The sequence below is a fragment of the Streptomyces sp. NPDC053427 genome, from assembly GCF_044544985.1.
In the GTDB taxonomy this organism is placed as follows: domain Bacteria; phylum Actinomycetota; class Actinomycetes; order Streptomycetales; family Streptomycetaceae; genus Streptomyces.
Map to the genome: position 1 here is coordinate 1,104,529 of NZ_JBITYA010000001.1, position 19,441 is coordinate 1,123,969.

22 protein-coding genes and 4 pseudogenes are annotated in these 19,441 nt (G+C 68.8%); 17 read left to right on the forward strand and 9 right to left on the reverse strand.

From position 1 onward, the window contains the following. Window positions 1-75: 75 nt before the first annotated feature. On the forward strand, window positions 76-342 hold the full coding sequence (locus ACIGWZ_RS04540; protein ID WP_400060692.1) for a hypothetical protein: 267 nt from the start codon (window positions 76-78) through the stop codon (window positions 340-342). Between the two features lie 29 nt (window positions 343-371). Here ACIGWZ_RS04540 and ACIGWZ_RS04545 read toward each other — a convergent pair. Then, window positions 372-740, reverse strand: a pseudogene (locus ACIGWZ_RS04545) (helix-turn-helix domain-containing protein); the annotation flags it as partial. A gap of 403 nt (window positions 741-1,143) precedes the next feature. Here ACIGWZ_RS04545 and ACIGWZ_RS04550 point away from each other — a divergent pair. The 9 genes and pseudogenes from ACIGWZ_RS04550 to ACIGWZ_RS04590 all read left to right on the forward strand — a co-directional run. Beyond that, a pseudogene (locus tag ACIGWZ_RS04550) lies at window positions 1,144-1,665 on the forward strand (histidine phosphatase family protein); the annotation flags it as partial. Between the two features lie 10 nt (window positions 1,666-1,675). Further along, entirely contained in the window at window positions 1,676-1,945 is a 270-nt protein-coding gene (locus ACIGWZ_RS04555; RefSeq protein WP_400060693.1) for a hypothetical protein, read from the forward strand. 17 nt (window positions 1,946-1,962) lie between these two features. Continuing rightward, complete coding sequence (locus ACIGWZ_RS04560) at window positions 1,963-2,259, forward strand: hypothetical protein (protein WP_400060695.1); 297 nt, start codon at window positions 1,963-1,965, stop codon at window positions 2,257-2,259. A 191-nt stretch (window positions 2,260-2,450) separates the two neighbouring features. Beyond that, entirely contained in the window at window positions 2,451-2,630 is a 180-nt protein-coding gene (locus ACIGWZ_RS04565; protein ID WP_400060697.1) for a hypothetical protein, read from the forward strand. 181 nt (window positions 2,631-2,811) lie between these two features. Then, on the forward strand, window positions 2,812-3,756 hold the full coding sequence (locus tag ACIGWZ_RS04570) for a phosphotransferase (RefSeq protein WP_400060699.1): 945 nt from the start codon (window positions 2,812-2,814) through the stop codon (window positions 3,754-3,756). Next, window positions 3,716-4,375 carry a hypothetical protein gene (locus ACIGWZ_RS04575; RefSeq protein ID WP_400060701.1) on the forward strand — a complete coding sequence of 220 codons (660 nt, stop codon included), beginning with the start codon at window positions 3,716-3,718 and terminating at the stop codon, window positions 4,373-4,375. Before ACIGWZ_RS04570 ends, ACIGWZ_RS04575 begins: the two co-directional genes overlap by 41 nt. 68 nt (window positions 4,376-4,443) lie before the next feature. After that, window positions 4,444-4,788, forward strand: coding sequence for a hypothetical protein (locus tag ACIGWZ_RS04580; protein WP_400060703.1), 345 nt, complete (start codon window positions 4,444-4,446; stop codon window positions 4,786-4,788). A 314-nt stretch (window positions 4,789-5,102) separates the two neighbouring features. Continuing rightward, window positions 5,103-5,261 (forward strand): hypothetical protein, encoded by a 159-nt coding sequence (locus ACIGWZ_RS04585; RefSeq protein WP_400060705.1) that lies wholly within the window; start codon window positions 5,103-5,105, stop codon window positions 5,259-5,261. A 524-nt stretch (window positions 5,262-5,785) separates the two neighbouring features. Beyond that, a complete protein-coding gene (locus tag ACIGWZ_RS04590; protein WP_400060707.1) occupies window positions 5,786-6,472 on the forward strand; it encodes a hypothetical protein in 687 nt (228 codons plus the stop codon). Between the two features lie 608 nt (window positions 6,473-7,080). Here ACIGWZ_RS04590 and ACIGWZ_RS04595 read toward each other — a convergent pair. The 3 genes and pseudogenes from ACIGWZ_RS04595 to ACIGWZ_RS04605 form a co-directional block, all read right to left on the reverse strand. Further along, a complete protein-coding gene (locus ACIGWZ_RS04595) occupies window positions 7,081-7,353 on the reverse strand; it encodes a hypothetical protein (RefSeq protein WP_400060709.1) in 273 nt (90 codons plus the stop codon). A gap of 1,153 nt (window positions 7,354-8,506) precedes the next feature. Beyond that, window positions 8,507-9,181, reverse strand: a pseudogene (locus ACIGWZ_RS04600) (RICIN domain-containing protein); the annotation flags it as partial. Between the two features lie 237 nt (window positions 9,182-9,418). Continuing rightward, a complete protein-coding gene (locus tag ACIGWZ_RS04605; RefSeq protein WP_400060711.1) occupies window positions 9,419-10,345 on the reverse strand; it encodes a LysR family transcriptional regulator in 927 nt (308 codons plus the stop codon). A gap of 71 nt (window positions 10,346-10,416) precedes the next feature. On the opposite strand from ACIGWZ_RS04605, the gene ACIGWZ_RS04610 reads away from it, so the two are divergent. Continuing rightward, window positions 10,417-11,157 (forward strand): SDR family oxidoreductase, encoded by a 741-nt coding sequence (locus ACIGWZ_RS04610; RefSeq protein WP_400060713.1) that lies wholly within the window; start codon window positions 10,417-10,419, stop codon window positions 11,155-11,157. Window positions 11,158-11,243: 86 nt separating this feature from the next. On the opposite strand, the pseudogene ACIGWZ_RS04615 reads toward ACIGWZ_RS04610, so the two are convergent. After that, window positions 11,244-11,572: pseudogene (locus ACIGWZ_RS04615) on the reverse strand (transposase); the annotation flags it as partial. A gap of 416 nt (window positions 11,573-11,988) precedes the next feature. Between ACIGWZ_RS04615 and ACIGWZ_RS04620 the strand changes: the two are divergent. From ACIGWZ_RS04620 to ACIGWZ_RS04630, 3 genes are read left to right on the forward strand one after another with little or no spacing between them, the layout of a single operon-like run. Beyond that, complete coding sequence (locus tag ACIGWZ_RS04620; RefSeq protein ID WP_400060715.1) at window positions 11,989-12,159, forward strand: hypothetical protein; 171 nt, start codon at window positions 11,989-11,991, stop codon at window positions 12,157-12,159. Beyond that, window positions 12,147-12,317 (forward strand): hypothetical protein, encoded by a 171-nt coding sequence (locus tag ACIGWZ_RS04625; protein ID WP_400060717.1) that lies wholly within the window; start codon window positions 12,147-12,149, stop codon window positions 12,315-12,317. The genes ACIGWZ_RS04620 and ACIGWZ_RS04625 overlap by 13 nt, the downstream gene beginning before the upstream one ends. Next, window positions 12,314-12,718 carry a hypothetical protein gene (locus tag ACIGWZ_RS04630; protein WP_400060719.1) on the forward strand — a complete coding sequence of 135 codons (405 nt, stop codon included), beginning with the start codon at window positions 12,314-12,316 and terminating at the stop codon, window positions 12,716-12,718. Before ACIGWZ_RS04625 ends, ACIGWZ_RS04630 begins: the two co-directional genes overlap by 4 nt. Before the next feature lie 239 nt (window positions 12,719-12,957). Here ACIGWZ_RS04630 and ACIGWZ_RS04635 read toward each other — a convergent pair whose 3' ends face one another. Next, a complete protein-coding gene (locus ACIGWZ_RS04635) occupies window positions 12,958-13,080 on the reverse strand; it encodes a hypothetical protein (RefSeq protein WP_400060721.1) in 123 nt (40 codons plus the stop codon). On the opposite strand from ACIGWZ_RS04635, the gene ACIGWZ_RS04640 reads away from it, so the two are divergent. Together ACIGWZ_RS04640 and ACIGWZ_RS04645 are read left to right on the forward strand one after the other, a co-directional pair. After that, a complete protein-coding gene (locus ACIGWZ_RS04640) occupies window positions 13,081-13,617 on the forward strand; it encodes an NUDIX hydrolase (RefSeq protein WP_400060821.1) in 537 nt (178 codons plus the stop codon). A 47-nt stretch (window positions 13,618-13,664) separates the two neighbouring features. Further along, window positions 13,665-14,123 carry a hypothetical protein gene (locus ACIGWZ_RS04645; RefSeq protein ID WP_400060723.1) on the forward strand — a complete coding sequence of 153 codons (459 nt, stop codon included), beginning with the start codon at window positions 13,665-13,667 and terminating at the stop codon, window positions 14,121-14,123. Window positions 14,124-14,884: 761 nt separating this feature from the next. Here ACIGWZ_RS04645 and ACIGWZ_RS04650 read toward each other — a convergent pair. Both ACIGWZ_RS04650 and ACIGWZ_RS04655 read right to left on the reverse strand, forming a co-directional pair. Next, entirely contained in the window at window positions 14,885-15,286 is a 402-nt protein-coding gene (locus tag ACIGWZ_RS04650; RefSeq protein WP_400060725.1) for a hypothetical protein, read from the reverse strand. 163 nt (window positions 15,287-15,449) lie between these two features. Continuing rightward, the gene (locus ACIGWZ_RS04655; protein WP_400060727.1) at window positions 15,450-15,593 is read right to left on the reverse strand and encodes a hypothetical protein; all 144 of its coding nucleotides are present in this window, start codon (window positions 15,591-15,593) and stop codon (window positions 15,450-15,452) included. A gap of 599 nt (window positions 15,594-16,192) precedes the next feature. Here ACIGWZ_RS04655 and ACIGWZ_RS04660 point away from each other — a divergent pair. Then, window positions 16,193-16,381 (forward strand): hypothetical protein, encoded by a 189-nt coding sequence (locus ACIGWZ_RS04660; RefSeq protein ID WP_400060728.1) that lies wholly within the window; start codon window positions 16,193-16,195, stop codon window positions 16,379-16,381. A 73-nt stretch (window positions 16,382-16,454) separates the two neighbouring features. Here ACIGWZ_RS04660 and ACIGWZ_RS04665 read toward each other — a convergent pair whose 3' ends face one another. Then, window positions 16,455-18,914, reverse strand: a complete 2,460-nt coding sequence (locus tag ACIGWZ_RS04665) for a Helicase associated domain protein (protein ID WP_400060730.1) — start codon at window positions 18,912-18,914, stop codon at window positions 16,455-16,457. Window positions 18,915-19,441 lie beyond the last annotated feature (527 nt).

The following is a 19,441-nucleotide window of genomic DNA, read 5'->3' on the forward strand; positions in this document are numbered from 1 at the left end:
TCGGTAAGGCGGCAGTCTGGGGCGTAGATCGTCTGGCAGGTGCGGGTTTTGCGATTTCTCATCCGCTGTCGCGGGTTGCGCTCGTACGCTCCGGCGCATGGTGGACCCGAGGCGCACGAGCGGATCACCGCGCGCCGCGCGGAGCTGGATGAACTCGAAGAGAAGCTGGTCAAGCAGCTGTCCGAGGTGCGGGCTGAGCGGGACGACCTGGCCGTGGCGGTGCGGGTGTGGCAGCGGATGGGCGAGCAGCTCGCTGACGAGCGGGCAACGGCCGGGTCGCCGGTGGTGCAGGTGGCGGGTCGGGCGGTGCGGCTGGTCCCGGACCGGGCGTCATGGGCGTAGTCGGAGGTCTGGAGGATGCCGGGGATGACCTGGGAGGCGTAGATGTCGGCCTGGGTGGCGAGTTCTTCCAGTTCGAGGTGGTCGGCGAAGGGGGCAGGCGCCGCATCGCCGTACTGGCGCAGCAGGTTGGGGCGCCGGGTGGAGTTGGCGAGCGTGGCGAGCTTGCGGATCTCGACTCGGCGGGTGTCGCCCTGCTCGATGCCGTAGGCAGTGAAGTACGCATCCAGGGCGGTGACGGCGATCAGCCGCTTGGCGTTCTCGACCTTACTGAGCGTGGTTCCGCTGGGAAGGCCGATACGGGCGGCGGCATCGTCGAGGTTCAGGCCCGTGCGACGTCGCAGGGTCTTGAGGGCGCCGCCCAGGCGCCGGCGCATCATGGTCGGCTGGGCCTCTGACATCCGGGTTCCTCCTCCTCGTCGCCGGTGACTCTGCAGACCTCAACCGCCGCGCTATATGCCAATGTTGACCCGATAGGCGCAACCTTGCGCCTCGCCGGAAGGGTCGGCACATCGGCTTGCTGAATGTCCCACTCGGGACCTCAGGGGCCAGCCCCGCGACGTGACGGCCGGAGCCCCTCTGTCTGTTCTGCCAGAGACGTCCTACGCCCCGCCGCACTCTCGCGCCGGGCATCGAAGGAACCCGTATGGCACCGCGCACCGAGCTCACCCTGGCCGTGGTCCGTCACGCCGAATCGACGGAGAACGCCACCAAGCCCGCCTTCTTCCGCGACCCCCGACCCTGGTCCGGAGCCGCAGCCCACGCCCTGTCCCGTGACCTTGTCGGCCTCACCCGCGCGGCTTCGAGCAGTGTCTGTGGCTGCGCTGCACCCTGCCCGAACTACTCGGCCCCGCACCGGTGCGCACCTCGCAGTACCGGCGCGCCCAGGACACCGCGGCCCTTGCCATACCCGGTCTGCCGAGGGAGGTGACCGCGGCGCAGAACGAACAGCACTACGGCGACGCCACTTACATGACGAAGCGGGAGCTGTTCGCCACCTACCCCGAAGGCGCGGAGGACCGCCGCCTGCGCAAGCACCTGTGGGTGTCGCCGGGCAAGGGTGGCGAATCGCTCGCCGGTGGCGTACAGCGCCGGGCAGACGCCTTCCTCGCCGCGCTGCCTGCGCTCGCCCCCACGGCGACCGCGGTGGTCGCCGTCACCCACCACACCGCGATCCTGGCGCTGCGCACCCTCCTGGAGGGGCGGCCGGTCACCGACCTCGTCAACGAGGCCCGCTGCCGCAAGCCCCCGAACGCCGCCGTCCTGCTCTACCAGCTGCGCGACGGGCACTTCGAGGCCGCCGGCGGCGCCGAACCGGACTGCTGAGGAGCCCACGATGACGCTTTTCCTCAACGGGCCCGTGCAGAACGGCCCCTTCACCTTCGCCGACCGGCCGGGCAAGGCCGCAGGCATCCGACTGGCCGCGGACCTCAACCAGCTCAGCGGCGCGCAGCCCGCACCGCACCTGTGGAACACCGTCACGCTCGACGGCGACATCCGCCACCGCACCGCCGCAGCCACCGGGATGCTGTCGCGCGGTCAGTGGGAACGGCGCGAGCTCGCCGCGAAGTACGCACCCGGCCCGATCCGGCCGCCGGCATCCTGACCGACACCGCACCACAGGTGGCCGCCCTGGCCCTGCAGGTCTGCCAGGAGCTGCTGGCCAACGGCACGCTGACCCTGTCCCCGGTAAAGGTGTGGCTGTGCCTGGGGTGCGACCACATGACCGGCGAGGTCGACCACGCCTGCCGGGCCTGCACCACCGGCGCCGGCACCCGCCCAGCCCTCCGGCAGCTGCTCGTCCATGACCGGCCCGAAGGCCGGCCCGTGCTGGAGCAGGCGGACTTCCACGCGACCCGGGCCAGCATGCCCGCACATCTGTGCACATCGCACACAACGCCCCACAGCGGCTGCTGCTGACCGCACCCGCGCCTGCGGCATCAGCCTCGGCCCGCTCGGCCTGGACAACGAAATGGTGCTCGACCCGCGGCTGGGACTCCACCTGGCCGTGCTGGCCGCCGCCGCGCAGCGCGGCGAGGACCGGCCCGTCATGGCCCTCACCGAGAACGCCGCCGCACATGTGGCCGCCTACGGCGCCCTGGTGGGGCGGGATGCAGCTGCGCTACGCGCTGCACGGCCGCATCCCCTACGACCAGCCCGCGCTGCGACGGCTGTACGAGGCACACCGCGTCACTCCGCGGCTGCAGAAGCTGTTCACCGAGTGGTACCTGCCGCTGTGCGCATGGCGCGAGCGCGCCGGCATCACCCGGCCCGGCTCCCCGCACTGCTGAAGTTCTTTCGCCGGGTCGACCTCGCCCGGCCCGCGATACCCGCGGACGAAGCGCTCGCCGAGCTGCAGCACAGTGCCGAGGCCGGCGACCGGCGATGGGTCATGGACGCCCGCGCGCTGGCCCACGCCCTCGCTCACCGCACGGAAGTCGGTTCCGCAACGGAACCTGGAAGGAGAACGTGATGATGGATGACTGGCACGTCGTGAAGAGGCGCACCGCCGATCCGGCCGGCGGCGCGGTCTACGTCAACGACGACGTCACCCGCTACCGGCGTACCGGCGGGGAGGCCCTCGCCGCGGAAGCTGCCTATCAGCGGCAGCTCACCGAGCTCGGCTACCCGGTCCCGCGCGTCCTGGACGACGGCACCACCGACGACGGCCATGTCTTCGTCGTGGAGGAGTCACTGGGGGAGCGGTCGCTGCACGACATGGCCCTGGAAAGCCTGGACGGCACCCGCGCTCTGTCGGACACGGTGGTCGACCTGGCCGCCGAGGTAGGCGGCCGGCTGCTGCGCGCCCAGGCCGCACACGCAGTGCCCGCCGACCTGCAGGCGCTGCGCGCGTGGGTGCACACCGCGGGGTGGACAGACATCGTCTTCGCCGAGAACCCCGATCTCGACAACCCCCGGGTGCGGGCGGCTCTGGAGAGGGCGGTGGACCAGCTCGCCGGCGTACCGCTGGTGCCCGGACACCTTGACTACGGCCTGCCCAACGTGCTGCCGGTCGGCGTCATCGACTGGCAGCACCACGGCCTGGTGCCGCTGGGCTACGACACCGCCCTGGCCCTGGAGATCGTCCCGTTCAAGGGTGGCACCAAGGGCTACCTGACCAGCGCTGAGCAGCGGCGCTGGTACCTGGAGACGCTGAACGCGGTGGCGCGCGCCACCACCGGTCAGCCCATCAGCCAGCACCTCGCACCATTCCTCCTGGTCAAGGCTCTGTTCTTCCTCGCGCTGATGAAGCCCACCGACCCCGCGCGCACCGACAAGCACCTCAAGTGGCACTACCGCCGGCACCTATTCATGGAGGTCCTGGAGCAGTATGAGCGCACCCGAGCAGTCGACACCGCCCGCTTCCTTACCCTCGATGACTTCGCCGCTCGGCACGGCATTCCCGGCCATCCGTGACCGCGACTACCTCCTCGACCGCTCGGGCGTCATCTTCAAGGTGATCGGGGACGTGCACCCCGGCTCGCACTGGCTCGGGTATGTGAAGTACTACCCCGACGCGCGCGGCGACCGGAGCCTGTTCGGCCGGACGTACCGGCAGAACACGGTCGTCTCCAAGGCGTTCGGCATCCTGGCCGACCGGCCCGAGTGCTACGTCTACTCGCCCGCCATCGGCTGCGTCATCACCGGCGTGCCCCGCGAGGACGTCGTCACCCACTACTCCTGCCGCCGCGCCCTGGCCGCCCTGCACCAGTCCCCGCAGCTGCTGGACGGCTCACCGGTCAGCAAAGACCTGGCCGCCATCGTCACCTGGATCGTGGACGCCGGCGCCGCGGACGTCATCGGCGTCACCGGCTCGTTCCTCGTCGGGGCGTGCAACGCCCGCTCCGACATCGACCTGGTCTGCTGCAGATCCCGCGGGTACGAGACCGCCCAGGCACTGTTCGCCGAGCGGTCGCTGATCAAGCCCTACGAGGGCGATGCCCAGACGCGGCTCTACATCCGGCGGGCGAAGTACATGACCGGCAGCTCTTTTGACGCGCTGATGCGGCAGGCAGCGCGCAAACTGCAGGGCTGACCACCGGGGCCGGCGCCCACATCAACTGCGAGCCCCTGCGTGCCGACGGCGACCGGACCCTCGTCGGAGTGGTCGCCCAGGAGGTCGGCGCGATCAGCGTGCTGGCCCACGTGACCGACCACGCCGAGGGCCTCGCAACGCCCGCCGTCTACGGCATCGCGGTGGACACCGTCGTCGGCTCCACAATCGACGAGGCGGACGTCTTCGCCCGGCGGATCACACAGCTGCGGTCCTACCTCGGCGCGTACACCGGAGCCTTCCGCGAAGGCGACGTCGTCTACCTCTCCGGCCGACTGGTCCACATCCGCGGCCGGACCAGGACAGCACCTTCGGCATTGAGCTCACGCCCTGGTCCGCCGCCGAGTCTTTCCTCGCCAACCTCGCCCGCTGATGCCGGGCAAGTGCGCTCGTAGCCGGAGGCCGTCACCTGAGGGTGGCGGCCTCCACCGTTCATCTGCATACGGCCTTTCCCAGCGCGCCCTGATCGACGTCTCCGCCCGTTCCGGCGACGTCGCGGAGCTGATTCCCGCCGCCTCGCCGCACTCGCCCGCAGCGGCCTCCAGCCCCTGGACCCGGCCGCCGTGCGCGCGGTGGCCGCCAGGCAGTCCGCGACGTCCGCACCGCCCCGCCCCCGTCGCCCGACGATCCGCCGGCGGATCCCGCACTCGCCGCGCTGCGCCGCGTCGTCGACGACCTCGCCGCCAGTACGCACGAGTTCGGTGAGCTGATGCTCGAAGTCGCCCCGGCCTACCTGTCCGACACCGACGCCGCCGACGTCCTGGCGCCGCTGTGCGACGCGATCGGTGAAGAAGTCGAGCACGGCCTCGCGGCCCGCCGCTACGCGATGTCCGGCGACCGCCGCGCCCTGCACGGCACCGTCCTGTGACCTCCGCTGCCCGGCTGTCGCTGTGAGCCACACAGCCCGTTTCCCCAGGTGGGCGGGGTGCGGTGTGAGGGGAGCCATCGGGGAGGGCCTGGTGCTGCTGCTGGTCTTGGTGCTCGCCGGTGGTGTGCAGCGGTGTGCTGCTCGGTGGGTAGCTGGCGGCCAGGTGGTGGTGCTGCTAGTGACCTGAGTCGGAAGCCTGTCGGTAGTTCTTCGTTCGCCGGGATCGGCCGCGGGCCCGCCCCTGGCGCCGGATACAGGCAGTCTCGGACGTAGGCCGGAGGATCACGCGCGTCGGGCGGAACCACCCAAGAATCTCCGACACAGGACACTAGGCCGTTTCGTTGGGATCAGCCTGTCGCTGGTTCGGGTACGCCGTCGACTGACGCGCAGTGTGTGCGCATCGAGCCATTACTTCTGGACCGGACGCCGGAGCGGGGCGGGCGATGGCCGGACCACCGCGAGGTGATCGCCCCGATCACCCTAAGCGAAGTTTGGGCCAGGCTCATTGGGCAGGATCGGCCACTGTGAAGAAAAACCGTATCTCTTGGCTCACCCTGGCCGGTGCCCTGCTGGTTGCCGCCACCGTTCAAGCGACGCTCCTGATCGTCGATGCCAGCAGTGAGACCTCCATCGGCAAAGCCGCACCCCGAAAGGGGGACGTCCGCCTGCCCCCGCTGAAGAACAGCAGGATTCTGGCCGCGAACGAATGGCCGAACGCCTGCACGCTGGTGGACGAGGAGGACGTCAAGGCGATCCTGCCGGACGCCGAGGACCTCCGGCAGGAGCAATACCCGGTCTACGTGCCCTCGATCAAGGACTTCGCCGCGGATTCCTCGTGGAAGGAGAGCAACAGATCCGATTCCGGCCGGTGCGACTACACCATGCGACTGCCGGGCGAGAGGTACAGCGCCACCCACTTCTGGATCCGCGTCGACGCTGTGGCCAACCCCAAGCTGATAGCCGGTTACTACAGGGAGGCCGCGCCGGGGGCCACCAGGAAAATGTACGGTGCCGATCTCTGTGTCCTCAACGGGCTGCAAGACGGCAACGGCAGTTGGACGTGCCGCAAGGGCCCGTTGATGTTCACGGTCGGTGGGAACACCACCACGACCTTTGAGGGCCAGTATGACGCGGCACCGTTCATCTGGCGCGACAAGGTGGCCCCGGAATTCATACGGACCGTCACCGCGAAGGTTGACCGATTTCGCTGAAGGTTGATTGACCCGCCAGGTTGTCTCGCCGGTGGCTGCCGCACGGGGGCTGATGGAGTGTCAGGCCCGCCGTTATATGTGGGGGCGGGCCTGACTGTGGGGCTGGGCAGTTACCGCGTCGAGCAGCCGCGCGTTGTTCTGATCCCCCAGAACAACCCACTTCACCTGGTGCTACCACCCGCCCGCCGCTCGCTGTCCGGAACCGACTGCAGAGCGCCTCGCGTTTGTTCTGCTCCCCCAGAACAAGCCGGTTCACCTAGTGCTACCGGCACGGGCGCAGGCGCACACGAAGAAGGTGCCGCACCGGTGCAGCCCATGGGCATCTTCGTGGGGCCAGGAGTCCGCTGGAGGCCCGTCACAGCCCTCGGTGGGGTGTTCAAGTGGCGGCGAGGGTAGCTATCTGAGCGGCGAACCGCACCCGTCGCTCCTCGGTGAAGCGCCCGGGTCGGCAACTTTGATCTCTATACAGGCCGTCCTCAAGGCTCCGAGCGAGTCCGCACTCGCGGCTTCTCCGTTGCGGCGGGCGGCCTCCGCGCCCTTCTTTTCCGCCTCCCGCGGCTCGGAGGCCGCCCCTGAGGTGCGGCGCCGCAGCAGTTTTCGCGGTCTGCCTATCCGGCGGCCCGGACCGCCCGGAGTCTCTGGGGCTGCCGCTTGGACGGCGCGGTCTCGTACAGCGGGGTGGTGATCTCGGGTAGGCCGCCGTCGGCGATGTGCTCGGCAGCGTCCTGGAGAGCTTCCTCCAGTTCCTCCTGGGAGGCGTAGGAGGCGATGTACGGGTGGAGGTAGTACGTGCGGTACTTGCGGTCCTGGGGCCGTAGCACCAGGTTCCGACTCTCCAGCAGCGACATCGCGGTGTTCGCGGAGTTGCGGGACAGGCCCACCTGGGCCCCCAACTCGCACGTTGCGCGGCGCCGGCGGTTTCACCTCTGGGAAGGCCCCCTTCGCCGCACTGTTGCGCAGCGCTTCCAGGGTCTTTTGCTGCTTTGCGGGTGGTGCTTGTCGGGGTTGTTGCGTTGCTTTCGTTTGCGGCCAGCCGCTGGTATGACGCTGCGCAGCTGAGGCTGCGGTGGGCGGTTGTCGATGTTGTGGCGCAGCATGGTGCCGTTGCGCCTGTCGTCGCGGCTGTCGTTGCGGATCTGTTGTCGGTGATGCGCTCGGCACGTCATGTCGGTGAGGGCAACGGGGAGGGGGAGGGGGAGGGGGTGAGCGCGGCGCTGATCGAGGACGGGATCATCACCGTTCTGTGGGCGGACCGACATGGTTGCCACCGCCATGGCGTGGACGTTCCACGAGATCGCCACCAGGACGGTGTGCCGGGCATGTGTTGGCCTTCGAAGAGGATCGGAACGAGCAGTAGTGACTGTGTCAGGCGTTGGTCGGCATGCCGGCTGAAGGCTGGTGCAGGGCGGTGAAGTCGGCGTGGGCGGCCTTGTGGCTTCGGGGTGTGCCTAGGTCTTGTCGTGTTGGGCGAGGTTCGGTAGATGCTGGCGACGCCTGGGGCTGTGTTCGCTGCCTCGTCGTGCTCGGCCTGGGTGTACTTCCTTGCCGCCGCGTTCTTACGGGTTCCGGCTCGGCCCTTCCGGTGGGTAGTCGGGTCGCGTGAAGCGATGTGTCGGGCGATCGCGTCGACGTTGTGGCGTGCGTTCCGCTCCACGGAGTGGACAGAGGTGTGGCGGCACCGTGCCAGCAGCATCGGGGGCGCCGTCTTCAGCCTTGTGTGCGAGTTCGGAGTGTCGTAGGCGGTGCAGCGTCCAGTCCTCCAAGTGCTCAGTGTCCTCGGGTGAGGCGAGCGCAGTGGCCAGGAGCTGGGTGGTTTCCTCGAGTATCTCCTCGGCTCGGTGGTAGGAGGGGGATCGAATGGCCGATCAGCGTGCTGGATCGGGTGGGGGGGTGCTGCCCTCGCAGGTCAGTGCCACCCCGCCTGATGGTTGGTCGTGCCCTGGTGGCTCATGTTCCACTCCACCGACCGCTCACGCATGATGGACGGCTGGTCAGGCATGGTCTGGGGCGAGGTCGCTGCTGCTCTCTCGTGCGTTAGACGGGGAGCAGGTGCCACTGTCGTTCCCGGTGGTCGCCCTCCGCTCTGTGCTGCTTGATCGCTGTGCGGGCGTTGGTGTCGATTCGCAGGAGCAGACCGCTGTTGCGGTTCGCGATCTCGTACACCGGTGGGGAGTCGGTCGCGGAGCTCACCGGGATCAGCCTCCATTGCTGGTGGTGTGCGTCGTCACCCTCGTAGGCGCGTTGCGCGACCACCGCCCCGGCCGTCTCGTGCGCGCCGACGATCTCCAGGACCTTTCCGCTGCGCACGTTTTCGATGGTGTACGGGGTTTCGCCGTTGTCCTGGCCCGCCACGACGAGCCGCCATCGCTGGTGTTCCCTGGGGGCGGCGAGGGACTGGTGGATCTCGGCTCCGTCTTTGGTGGACTCACGATGGACCGTCATCCGCAGCCTGCTGCGGACGTTGGCCCAGGAGACCACCGTGCCTGAATCGGGCAGTCCGGCCCTCTTCGGCAACGCGACCCTCCGGACCCGGTGGTTGGCGTGGTCGGCGATGTAGAGGGTGTTGGCGCGGTCCACAACGACCCCGATCGGTTCGTTCAGCTGGGCCGAAGCAGCCGGGCCGTCGTCACCGTCGGATCCCGCGGTGCCCGTGCCGGCGACGGTGCTGATTCTCCCGTCGGCCGTGATCTTCCGGACCCGGTGGCTTCCCATCACTCAAGCCTCAGAGCGCCTCCCGATCCTGTGAAATCCTCCCCGCTGCTGACGCGCTTCGTGCCTTCGCGTGGCCCGCACCGCCCACTCGGCTGAGGCGGGGCGACTTCACGGTGACTGCGTTGAGTGATCTTCGGAAGCTGGGTGTTGCCACTGATGTGCGAGGGGGCTCAGCTTGTCGTTTACCTGACGGGGCGAAACGTGCCTCGAACCGGGTCGCTGACCTGGGCCGGATCAGCGGCACTCCTCGCAGACGGCCCCCGGGCCGCCCTGCCGCCGTACCGTCTCCACTGCCGCCTCGGCGAAGGCGCGGATGCGGCCCGTGTCTGCCGCGGCCTGCCAGACCAGGCCGTACTCCAGCGGGGGAGCGTCGTCGAAAGGGACGTACGCGATATTCGGCCGGGCGTAGTACCTGACCTCGTGCGCGGCGGCCGGATGCACCCCGCGCCCCGCCCCGACCAGGGCGAGTAGCTCCTGCCGGGTCGCCGCCCGCTCACCGCGCTCGACGGGACGGCCCGCCGGAGTGGTGCGTGGCAAGAGATGGTCGAGCCAGTAGTCCGGTACGGGCCCCGAGAGGCTGAGCACCTTGTCCCCGGCGAGGTCGTCGACCCGGACGGAGGACCTCTTCGCGAAGGGATGCCGGGTGGAGACGGCCAGCACGCGGGTGTCGGAGATCAGTACGGGGCCGGTGGCCAGATCGGGTTCGACGACGGGGAACTGGGCGAGCAGCAGGTCGAGTTCGCCCGAGCGCAGCAGACCGAAGGGGTCGGAGAGCGGGGTCTCGTGCAGCAGGACCTCACCGGCTGCAGGGTGCCGCTCGCGGTACGCGGAGCCGGCGAACAGCACGAGCTCACCGGCGAGCGGACTGCTGAACCCGACACGCAGCGGCTCGGCCAGACCGCGTCCCGCGGCGACCGCCCGCTCGACGCCGTCCCTGATCAGCTCGTAGCCGGGACGTATGTCGTCCGCGAGGCGGCGCCCGATCGACGTCAACTCCACGTGTCTACTGGTCCGTTTGAAGAGCGCCGTGCCTATTCGCCGCTCCAGTTGCTTGATGGTCTGGCTGACCCGGGCCTGCGACACGTGCAGGCGCCGCGCGGTGCGGCCGAAGTGCAACTCCTCGGTGAGAGCCAGGAAGATCTCGACGTCTCGACGTTCCATAACCGTCAGGTTATCGATCGTTGCGTGACCGGCTGTTGTTCGGGGTCCGCCGGACGATCAAGGTTGAGGACATGAACACCGACATGAACACCGCCGCCAAGCCTCTTGCCGTCATCACCGGAGCCAGCTCGGGCATCGGCGCCGCCACCGCCCGTGCCCTTTCCGCACTCGGCCACCCCCTCCTGCTGCTGGCCCGCAGGGTGGAGCGGATCAAGGCGCTCGCCCTTCCGAACACTCTCGCCAGGTCCGTCGATGTCACCGATGCCGAGGCGGTGGCCGGGGCCGTCCGGGAGGCCGAGGCGCTGTACGGCCCCGCCGACCTGATCGTCAACAACGCGGGCGTGATGCTGCTGGGCGAGGTGGCCAGGCAGCCGACCGACGAGTGGGAGCGGATGTTCGACGTCAATGTGCGGGGTCTGCTCCATGGGATACGTGCGGTCCTGCCCGGCATGATCGAGCGCGGCCGCGGCACGGTGATCAACATCAGCTCGGTCGCGGGACGCAGGACCTACCCCAACCACACGGTCTACAGCGGCAGCAAGTTCGCCGTGCACGGCATGTCCGAGAGCCTGCGCGAGGAGGTCGCGGGCCACGGGGTCCGCGTCGTCACCATCGCCCCGGGAGCCGTCGAGACAGAGCTGCTCTCGCACACCACCGACGAGGCGGTGAAGGCCGACTACCAGGCATTCAAGGACTCCATCGAGGTGCTCGCCCCCGAAGACGTGGCTGCGGCGATCGGCTTCGTGTACCAGCAGCCGCAGCGCGTCACCCTGCGCGAGTTGGTCCTCGCGGCCACCGCCCAAGTGGCCTGAGCTTGTCGGTCATCCGGTTCGGCGTGGATCGTGCCCTTCTTGTGGTGGGCGGGGCGTGTGTACGCCTCGCCCGTGGCGAGGACGCACCCGACGTCGTAACGCATTGCCGAACGGCGGTTCTTCGAGCCGGGAGCCGCCCTGGGCCGGGCAGGGGAGATTGCGGTGCACGCGCTGGAGACGGGGTCTTCGCGTGGATGTTCCAAAAGCCCCGGCGGACCCGGGCCGGGGTGAGCCTGTTCGGCTCGGTCGGCTTCTCCCAGGGCCGACGCAGGTCAACGGCGAGCGGGCGGGCGGGCGAGGCGGAGCTGGGTGTGGGCGGCGATCACCAGCCACGTCCAGCGGTCGGCTGCCTGCGGGCTCCGCAGTCGTGGTTTGTCCAGCCAAGGTCTGCTTGAACAGTCGAAAAGTGCTCCAACCACCTCAACGCCCAGCACCGGGAGGGGCCGAGGCGACGCCCGAGCTCCACCTCGACGACGGCACCGTCTTCGACAAGGAGAAGGCCTTCCCCTACGCCTGCCGGCACTCCTACGCCCAGCGCCACGCGGACAACGGCGTCCCGCTCGACGTCTTGGCCGAACTCCTCGATCACGACTCCTCTGAGTCCACCCGCTGCTACTACCGGGTCAAGCAGTCCGGCTGCGCGAAGCCTCGACAAGGTCACCCAGACGCAGCTCAACCGCCACGGCGAGCGCGTCTGGGCGCGGTGACCAGCTTCCTTGACGCCGAACGCACCCGCCGGGCGATCGGCTCGGCCGCCGCCCCCTTCGGCACCTGCTCCGAACCGACCAACGTCGCCGCAGGCGGCGGGGCCTGCCACTGCGGTTCCGCTACGTGGGCTGCGACCACTTCTCCACCGACGTCTCCTACCTCCCCGAGCTCCGCTCCCACCTCGACGACCTGCTCCGCACCCGGGAGAAGCTGCTCGCGATGACCGAGGCCGACGACTGGGCCCGCGCCGAGGCCGCCCGTCCAACGAGGAGATCCGCCGGATGCGGCGGCTGATCCAGCGCATCACCGAGGACGTCGACCAGCTCACCGACGACGAACGCGACCAGATCCAGCAGGCCGCCCAGATCGTCCGCAAGACCCGCCAGAGCTTCCTCGGCATGCCCCGCATCCACCAGCCCCTGCCCGACCCGAGAGCGGAGCGACCCGCATGAGCGCACCCGAGCCGAGCATCCAGCCGATGGTCGAAGGCCGCCGTGCCGACACCGGGCGGCGCCGCAACCGCGTCTTGGCCGCCTTGGCAGAGGCCGCGAAGGACGGCTCCGAGGTCAGCGTCGCGGCCATCGCCCGCCACGCGGCCATCGCCCGCCACGCGGGCGTCGACCGCACCTTCCTCCACCACCACCGCGACCTACTCGGGCAGGTCCACGCCCAAGCCGCCGAACCACCCACGATCCCCGGCGGCCGCGGCCCGGCCGTCAGCCGAGCATCGCTCCAAACCGACCCGCCGGCCACCGACGCCCACACCGCCCGCCTCGCCGCCCAGGTACACCGCCTCAAAACCCGCCTCAGCGAGGACCTGGTCGAACAGGCCTGGCGCGAGTCCGGCATCTAAGACCCCGACAACGCCGAACAACTCCAAGCCCAGATCGTCACCCTCGAACAGCAGGTCGTCGACCTGGAACTCAAACTCCAGGACCGTGACGACGACCACGCCGCAGCCCACGCAACCAACCGCGAGTCATGGCCCAGCTCAACCGCGAACAGGACTCGCCCCCGCCCCCCGGAAATCCGCCAGTGCCACCTTGCGCATGGCAGCCAAGACCGACATCAACACCGACGACCACGCCATGCTCACCGTGCCCGGATGCCTTGCCCGGATGCCTTGCCCGGCTCTGTGTCGTCGGAGCACCGCAGGTAGACGGCGAGGTCGGGGGCGAGCAGGTAGGAGCGGAACGGCGCGAGTAGCTCCTTCACCTGTTCCATCTCGAGTCACCGACAACCACACCCCCGGCGAACTCGCCGACCCCCTCACCGCGTTGCTGCCGAGCCGGTAGCCTCACCCCTCATGGAGCTCGACCTGATGCCCGACCTGTTCACGCCTCGCTCATCGTCGCCCGCGACTCCCAGGCCCTCGTCGCCGTCCTGCACGACACCGGTAACTCCGTCCACGCAGGCCACCTGTTCCTCCCCGGCGGTCGACGCGAGCAGGGCGAGGACGCCGAGGCGTGCGCGCACCGGGAGCTGAAGGAGGAAGCCGGGGCCACGGCCCGCAGGATGCGCCCGCTCGGCGAGTACGCGATCACCTCCGAATCCGGTGCCCACCTGTCACTGTCCCTCGCCCAAGACCTGCGCCTGGGCCCGCAGGAGCTGACCGACACCGAGGCCGGGTTCAAGCTCGAGTGGTGGACGTGGACGATGGACGACGCCCTCAAAGCAGCGGAAGAAGGACAGTTCCTCCTCCCCGCCAGCCCTCGCCTGTTCCTCGCCGAGCGGCTCCTGAACGCCCGGTGACCAGCACCATGACGTCCGACACACACCCGACCGAGAGGAGCATCACCATGCGCCTGAATCGCTTCGCAGCCACGCTGGCGGCTGCTGCGTGTACCGCGCTTGCAGTCCCCGCAGACGCCCACGCCGCCGCCATCGCCTGCGGTGGTTCCGTCTCCACCCAGGGCCTCACCGCCAACGGCTGCATCAGCGCGGAGCGGTGGAAGGACGGACACGTCTTCATGCGGAACATCACCGCCCACACCACCGTGACCAACACGCGACCACACGCCGCCTACGTCGAGTACGAAGCCTTCTTCCGCGTCGTCTCCGGCGGCCACTGGGTAAAGATCGGCAACGGACGCACCCTCGTCCAGCGACGTTCCACCGTGGGCCCGATCGAGATCGGCAACACGGACCGCGTCTGCGGCCCGGTCAACGTCAAGGTCGAGATCCGCGTCCACGTCAGGCCCGCAAAAGGCGCCTGGAGCAACTGGACCGGTGCCGCAACCTCCCAGTGCCAGACCTGATAGGCGCCAGACCTGAGCGCACATACCGCGCCCCCGCTCCTCCACGACCAAGAGGGGCGGGGGCTTCGTCGTCCCCAGTGGACACACCCCCATAAAGGAGTGGGCACTACCGCCAGTGGTCAAACCAACCGGTGGGCAGTCGCCGGATCACCGTCTCCACCGGCCAACGACCCGGCACCTACGAAAATGTCAGGACCCAAGGCAGCGCAACAGTCCTGACATCGTCCCGGTAACCCTCTCCGACGCGGTGGACACCCGCAGCCTCCCGGACGCCCACCGTCCCGCAACGCGCCCCGTGCAGGAGACGGGAAGACCCCCGTCAGCTCCGCCGCGAAAGCCCCGGACCTACGCCTGGGAATACCTGACGAGCACCCCCCGCCACAACGACGGCATGCGCTCGATCAGCGCCACGCTCCGGATGACCGAACCACCGACGCCCAGGCGATGGAGTGAATGACCGCGACCATGCGCCACGCACTGCGCTGCGGCGGCACGACCCCGACCCCGGCCTGACGACCACCGACCCCGGAGGCCTGCCCGGACCCTCCCGTACAGACGCCGCACGGGACAGGCGGGAGTAGCACCCAAGGGCGGCTGGACAGACGGCTGGACGGTTGCCTCCAGCAGGGGACAAGTCGAAGCTCTCGAACCGGCCGAGCCTCAGCGCCCGGTCCTCGCTGCCATCGAACCGTACATCCACCGCGCGGTGCTCGCGCAGCAGATGGCCCGCAAGCAACAACAGCGCCGCGCCCTGGACGACTTCATCGGGCACTGGGGCGCGACAGGCGGAACGAGCGAGAGGCCGCCTCAGCGCCGTACGGGGCCTGGGCGGCCTGGGCGAAGTGCAGCACGACAGCCTCAGCTCCGGCAGCGAGTTCGTCCGACAGGGCATCGCTGCGCGGATGGGCCGAATGGTTCTTCACCCAGACCATGGAGAACCTGATGAACTGGTCGACGTCGCTGGGGCGTAGCAGGACCGCGTCGCCCGTGTGCAGTGGCTCGGACCGGCGGTGCTGCCACAACCGGTAGAACCGGCCGTCGGCATCGTTGAAGCCCAGGTGCCGGTCGCCGTGCGGGTTGATCAGGTGGGTGGTAAAGGGCAGATCGTTCGAGCCCGGCCGCCAGGGCTGCTCCGGCTGGCTCAACGCCTCCTCCATCGGCATCTGGCGATCAGACGGGCCCGAGTGCGTCAGCGCCGGTCCGGGGCGCACAGAACTTCCAGCCATTCCGCCCGCCCCGGACCGGCCGCCTTCATGCCGCGGCCACTTCCGGTTCCGGACGCAGCAAGGCGAGCGGGGAGCGCCGGCCCTTCTGGACCGTGCGCAGCTACTTCCAGTCGAACCCGGTGCGGGCGATGGGTAGGGCATCGACGTCGGCGGCGCGGTAGAACGGTACGTCGACCGCCCCGGCCCGGGACGCGCCGAAGCAGACCTCGATCGATTCGGCGGCCTTGAACCATCCCAGACGCACCCTTTGACCGGTTGAGGCCGCTCAGATGCAGGCGGGCAATCTCGGTCGGCCGAGGGCGCGGATCGCGATCAGGGCAACCACGTGACGCCGCGGCCCAGGCACGTGCCTTCGCCCGAACCAAGAACGGCCGGGTCTTCCACGGCCCTTGGGTACCAGTGGAAGCCATGCAGCCCTTCCTCGACGCGATCCTCACACCCGCCGATCCTGAGGCACAGACGTCCGCCTTCACCATTTCGCACGAGACCGGACCGCCATACGCTGGGTGAATGCCGAAGGAATCTTCCGCGGCGAAGCGGGCTCGGAAGGCTGCACTCAAGGCCGCTGCGCGCGCTCGCGCCGCCCGGATCGTTGCAGGCGAAATCCCCGACTACTCACGGCAGCCGAGCACGGGCAGACAGGAGCCTCGGCCGCTCATACCTAAGCACAACATGGTCCAGGCCCCGCCCGATCAGCCCACCAGAGCGCTCATCCCTCCCAGGAGCACCCCGCTAGCGCCTCGGGACCGGGAGCAGTACGCGGACAACGCACCGCCGGTGTGGGTGAGGGGAGGCTCCCGTGCCCAAAATGACAAGTGGCCCGGCGAGTCGTGGCATCCGGGGATGACCACGGTCTCGAAGGAGGACAACCAGCACATCCGCCCGAAGCAGCGAAACAAGTACCGCCGCCTCGGGTTCACATGGGCAGAGATCAAGAAGATCGATCGTGCCGTCGGCCGCGGGCAGACCACGCTCATCCTCAAGACCACCGCTGGCGAGGTGACGCTGACGCTTCCGCCCAGGTGGCGCTGACCGCAACCTCGACACGCCGAGGACGACCGAGCCCACCTGGCACGCTCAGCCATCCAAGCCTTCTTCTGCACCGTCATCCGGCCCATTCCAACCCCAGTTGGGCAAGTGCGGTCAGTTGGATGCCGTCCAAACGGTCACGCCGTGTCTTCTGATTGCTGAGCCATACCCCTAGGCGAACAACGGTTCCGTCCGGGAGTCGCTCTGCATGCTGGCGAGGTACGACAGTCCGCTGCTCCCGCTCCACATATTGCCGCAGCGCCACAATTCCGCGCGTGAAAGCGTCCGACGCCCCGGCGGCACCAGCGACCGCATCGCCTTGCACCAGGGCCCGTGCGGGCCGTGCAGCGCCTTTCCGGGGCTGCCGAGGGGCCCTGCAGGGACGCCGGACGGGCTTCACCCCGAGGGCTTCGAGCCGGCGCCGCTGCTCCTCGTTGAGCCGCTCCCATTCCCGCACCTGCCTCGCAAGCCATCGCCCGATGTCGTTGCCGTGGTAAGTGACGCCAGGCTGGATCTCCTCAAGCGTCCCACCGGCGTCGACCAGCACCCGCAGTCCCGCGTAGTGGCGTTGCCAGTCCACCGTCCAGCCCAACTCCCGTGGGTTCCAGTCGGGATCAATGGCAGCGAGCTGCGCCGCCCGCCGCTGCGCCCGCCCCAAGTCCTTGCCCAACCCGCCTGGCCTTCTGATGTTGGTGAGCCACTGCCCAACCGGCTTGTCGAAAGCAGTCGCATGCCGTGGCGCCGCCAACGTCCCGACCTGATGGAAGTACTCCCGCGCGGCGGCGAGGTTCTCGGCGAAGGCGACGTCGGCGGTGTCCCACACCATCCCCAGCGCCTCGAGGTCTTCCGCTCGCCGGGCTTCCATGCCTCCGGCCCGCATCGTTCGTCGTTGTTCGCTCAGCCACCGCCCCAATGGATAAGCCCCCTCCACGTGGTCGTACGGGACGTCAAGCCCGGCCTCGCGTGCGTGGTAGCGCTGGGCAGCTTCGTATCCACGCATCCAATCCTGCCGCTCGGTGTGAAGCACCTGATAGCGGACCCACTGCGCGATCATCACCGGATCCCTCGGGGCGGCGAACCGCAGCAGCAGCCGCGCCTCGGCCGCATCGTCCGACTCCGGTGCCGCACCGATGTCCACCGACGGGTTGACGACCGTCTTCCGTTCCTCCTGAGGAATAGCAAGCAGTTCAACGGCGCGTTCGTCATGCGCCCGGAGCCCAGCCAAGACCTTTACCAGCGGCCGATATGAGGCGGAGGTGAACATCTCTTCCGGCCGTTCATCGGCGGCGAGGAAGACCGGCACGATGAGCGTCGCAAGCTTCCCTTCCTGAGGCTTTTGACGGAGGGCCCGGCCGACGGCCTGGACGATGTCCACCGGCGACCCCTTGGGATCTAGTAGGGCAACACTGTCCACCGCTCGAATATCGACGCCCTCACCCAATACGCGACAATTCGAAAGGACAGCGCGCCCGGCACGCCGCCCGAAGTCGGCGAGCACCGCCCGCCGGTGGCCAGCATCGTGCTCCCCACACAACCACTCCGCCCACACCTGCCTGGGGTACCTGTCCGGAGCCGCCGCATGCAGCCGTTTCGCCACCCGCGGCAAGCCCTTGGCGAAAGCCTGCGCCTCCATCGTCCGGTGGTGGAACGTGATGGTCGTCTGCAGCCCATGCTCGGCCATGGCCTCCAGCAACGCCGCATGCAGCGCCCCCATCCGCTCCCCACGGACCTGCTCCTCGCGGCTCTCCTCGCCGGCGAGCCGCTCAGGCGTCACGACCGGGTCCCGGACCTCGACCACCACGACCTGATACCGCGCCAACAGGCCCCGGGAGACGGCCGAGGCGAGCGAGAGCTCATACACCACCGGCCCGAAAATCTTCGGGTCATCCATCGAGCACGCCATCTGCTCCGGCAGCGGATCCCACACCCCATCGCGAGAGCGAGGCCGCTCCTGCCAGATCCGCGGGGTCGCCGTCATATACAGCCGCCGGGCCGCCGGGATCACCTCGTTGTCGTGAACGACCGCCCACGACTTGCCGGCCGAACCGCTCGTGCGGTGCGCCTCGTCGACCACCACCAGGTCGAAGGGCGTCAGCTGCTGTCCGTAGGCGCCCTCCATGGCCTTGGCCAGGACAGGCAGGGAGGCGTAGGTGGCGTAGACGGTGACGGGCCCAGTGCCGTGCCACAGGGCGAGCTGGATGGGGTTGGTGGTGGACCGGACATCGAACGCGAACAACTGCGGATCGTCATCGAGACTGCACACGGCAACCGCCGGCCCCGTATGGCCGACTGACCGCCACTCACCAATCGTCTGTGTCAGCAGATCCAGCGTCGGCAGCAGCACCAGCACTCGCCCATTTCGCGCCAGCCGCAATGCGGAACTCGCCGCGATAATGGTCTTCCCGGTGCCGCAGGCCGCTACCACCGTGGCCCGGAGACCGTTACGCGGAATACGATTTCCTGGCGGAATGTCGAGACCCCGTACGACGGCATCAACGGCTTCTACCTGATCCGGCCGGAGCGTGATGGGAGGCATTCCGTACTCCTCGATTCACAGAAGCGGGTATGAGATCAGCGGATGAAGGGGTATCGATCTTCTCGGGATGCTACACAGTGCATCTCCACTCGCATCATGGCTGATGCACACGTCTAGTCTACCGCGGAAGACCTGTCGTGTGGGTAGGGTCACCTGATGCAGCGAAGGGGTAAGCACGCCGTTCTAGTGGTTGACGGTGTGATGAGGAAGTCTCGTTCCACCCCGTCGGGCCAGTTCCGTCGCCGTCCGGATGAGCCGGCGTTCCCGTGAGTCGGCCTCACGGGAGAGGCACTCCCGGCTTGTTCGGGATGCTACACACCTTGATAGTGATGCACGACCGCGACCCTCCCGTAGCCAGCCTGCATTTCCCGCTTGCGGGAAATGCTTTCACGATCCGCGCTTGCGCGGATCGCCCCAGAATTCCGCTTGCGGAATTCCCTTCCCCCGCTTGCGGGGGAAGACGACGGAGCGTCAGCGGAGTCGTTCAATTCTTCGGCGGCTTGCCGCCGAAGGTCCCGCTCCGCGGG